The organism is Aromatoleum sp. (assembly GCF_036675785.1).
In the GTDB taxonomy this organism is placed as follows: domain Bacteria; phylum Pseudomonadota; class Gammaproteobacteria; order Burkholderiales; family Rhodocyclaceae; genus Aromatoleum.
In genome coordinates this window covers 1-2,797 of sequence record NZ_JAKFEF010000033.1, presented here as the reverse complement: position 1 = coordinate 2,797, position 2,797 = coordinate 1, and the positions used below count along the sequence as shown (strand labels likewise).

General features: G+C 67.0%; 3 protein-coding genes and 1 pseudogene. 1 reads left to right on the top strand and 3 read right to left on the bottom strand.

Going from position 1 to position 2,797, the window contains the following annotated elements; all coding sequences use genetic code 11:
* Both V6M37_RS08670 and V6M37_RS08665 read right to left on the bottom strand, forming a co-directional pair.
* A partial coding sequence (locus tag V6M37_RS08670) for a 5'-nucleotidase (protein WP_332672356.1) occupies positions 1-369 on the bottom strand: 369 nt, incomplete at its 3' end.
* A gap of 28 nt (positions 370-397) precedes the next feature.
* On the bottom strand, positions 398-1,321 hold the full coding sequence (locus tag V6M37_RS08665) for a PEP-CTERM sorting domain-containing protein (protein ID WP_332672354.1): 924 nt from the start codon (positions 1,319-1,321) through the stop codon (positions 398-400).
* A 191-nt stretch (positions 1,322-1,512) separates the two neighbouring features.
* On the opposite strand from V6M37_RS08665, the gene V6M37_RS08660 reads away from it, so the two are divergent.
* Complete coding sequence (locus V6M37_RS08660; protein ID WP_332672352.1) at positions 1,513-2,502, top strand: hypothetical protein; 990 nt, start codon at positions 1,513-1,515, stop codon at positions 2,500-2,502.
* A 48-nt stretch (positions 2,503-2,550) separates the two neighbouring features.
* On the opposite strand, the pseudogene V6M37_RS08655 reads toward V6M37_RS08660, so the two are convergent.
* Positions 2,551-2,797, bottom strand: a pseudogene (locus V6M37_RS08655) (AAA family ATPase); the annotation flags it as partial.

The window sequence follows — 2,797 nt, the reverse complement described above, 5'->3', positions numbered from 1 at the left end:
GAGGAACAGGTGCGCGTGCAGCGGCTTGAGATAGCGCCACGGCGAGGCGCCGCGCGTGAATACCCCGCGCTGCACCGGCAGCCCGTAGTGCTGTGCCGAGCGGAACACGCGCATGCCCGACACCGGGTCGTTGCGCGACAGGATCACGACCTCGACCCTCGGCTGGGCCGCGTCGGTATTGAAGGCGAGCAGCTTGTTCACGAGAGAAAAGGCGACGCCGGGCTGCGCTGGCGCGTCGAGCCTGTCGAGCTGCAGCCGCATGTAGGCGCGGTCATCGCTCGACTCGAAGAGCTTGTTCTCCTCCTCGAAGTCGAACAGCGCGCGCGAGGAAATGGCGACGACGAGCTGGCCTGCGAGGGTGACGGGCATGCGGGATGTTATGCCGGCATGCCGCGACTCAGCTGTGCCGGCGTCGCCACCGGGCTCGAGCGATGAGCGCGCCGAGGCCCGCCAGCATCAGGCCCCAGGTCTGCGGTTCGGGCACGGGAGGCAGAGCCACTGCAGCGGGTGCCACGGCAATGAAGCCCGGCCGGGTGAAGTTCTCGCCGTTGAATGCCGCTGCGGTGACGGCGAATGCCGTCTCGGCGCCGACCGCAGCGCCGCCGGCGTAGTACTGAAAGCTCGCGACGATCGTCGGGTCGAAAGCAGTCGGCTTGCTCAGCGTGAGCATGAGCTGGTCGCCCCCCGTGGGATCGAGCAGGGTCGATGCCAAGGACAGGAACGAGCCGGTGCCAAGCGAGCGACGGATGAACTCCAGGCGCGGCCGCCCGGTCGATACGCTCTGGTAGACCTGCAGATCCAGGATGTCGTTGCTGAGCCCGGCGCTCTCGGTGCCGAAATCGGCCAGCCGGATGCCGTAGCTGTCGAGCCCGCGCACGGGGCCGGGCGTCGCGAAGTCGAACAGGCCCGACACCTTGAAGGTGTGATTGATCTTCAGTCCACGCTGTGCCGCCTCCGGCGTGCTTTGCGTGTTCACGTTCAGGTATGCAGCCTGGAACCGTATGCCTTCCGGAATGCCGGTCACCGGGTTGACGGTGCCGACGCCGCGCTGCGTAGGATCGAGCGTGAGCTTGCCGCCGGACTCGGCGCCGCTGAAATCGCCGACGACACGAGCAGGCAAGTAGCCGGGCGTCGTGGAGCCGATGAAGCTCGTGCCGACCGGCGGCGCGAAGCCGTCGTCGAAGCCGTCGAAGAAGAACGCCGCACCATCGCGCGTGACCTCGAAACTGTCGAGCTGATACGACATGGCACCGGCCTGCGACGCGGCCACAAGCGCCGCGGCGCCGAGTGCCATCCGTACCGTCACTCCGAATCCGTTCATCTTCTTTACTCCGCACCTTGATTGTTTGTCGCGGCGGATTTGACGCGAGAAAACGGCTCGGAGCTGCACCGCCGACCCCGGAGATGAGTGTGCGGAAAGCACGCTTGCCGAGGCGAGAATCCGCGGCGCGGCGGGGGTCTGCGGAAACCCCAGAGCCGTGGCGACGACGACAACACACGAGGGATCGAACAATGCGCGCATACAAGGAGACCGCGATTGCCGTGGCTTTGGGCTTCACGTTGGTGGCCTGTGGCGGCGGTGGTGGTGGCGGCAGCGACGACGCGCCCGCGAATTCCCAGGCAGCGACCGGCGACTTCACCGCCGGCTCCTATCAGGCCGAAACCGATCGGGCGCTCGAGCCGCTGCTGCTGGCTTTCGCGTTCGAAGGCACCGACGGCTCGGTGAGGCCGTTTGCCGCGGGCGAAACCCCGGCTCGCGCGGCGGCAGCGGGCTTCGCCGGCAGCGCCACGCTGCAAGCGGGTCGCTTCGAGCGACGCCTTGCCGAGCGCTTGCTCCGGCGTGACGCCCGGGTGCAGCCCCTGGCCACCGAGAACCTGGGGAGCACCGCGTGTACCGACGGTGGAAGCCTGGAGCTGACCGTCACGTATGCGGATGCGCAAAAATTCACACCCGGTGACCGCATCGTCGCAACGTCGAACGCGTGTATCGAGGACGGCCAAGCCATCGGTGGCAGCTTCAGCCTCGTGCTGAGCGAGTTCCGCGAGAGCCCGTCCTCGATCAGCTTGAAGGCACGCATCGTCGCCGATGAGTTCGGCAGCACGGCGCTTCGCATCGACGGCACGGGGCGCATCGCGCTGGTGATGAACGAGCAGGCCACCGCCGGTACCGTGAGCATCACCTACGACGGCATGTCGGTGGTCGCGGGCGCCGAGCAGTTTGTCTGGGACCACGGCTACACCTACATCTATGACGAGACCGGCGAAACCTTCGAGCTCGATGGCCACGTCGCCGTGAACGATCGTCATTACCGTCTTCGGCAAGACCAGCCCTTCGTTGTGGACGGAAGCGGGTCGCTGATGAGCGGCCGCGTTTCGCTGATCGACAAGGACGGTGATCGCGTGCAGGTCGATGCCTTCTCCGGCGCCAGCACCTACACCTTCTTCATCGTCGGCAATGCCACTCCGGTCGGATCGGTGGCCGGGCTGCCGTTGGGCAACTGAGACGATTCGGCTTTGCGGTGCCTCGGCGAGAAGCCGCTCGAGTAAACGCTACTGCACGAACCCGATCCCCGCCTTGCGGCCGGGTGCTTCTGGCAGATCACGCGTCTGTACCGTGTCTCGTCCCGCCAGCTTGGCGTTGCCGAAGGCGCATGTCCAGGCGCGTCGCATTTCCCGCGGCGCGAGCTGGCTCATCGCGTCGAGCATGTCGCTGCTCGGCTCGGGCGTGAAGCGGCTGCCCCAGTCGTGCTCGGTGCGGATGCTGCGGTAGAGCTTGGCGGCGATCCGGCGCGCGGCG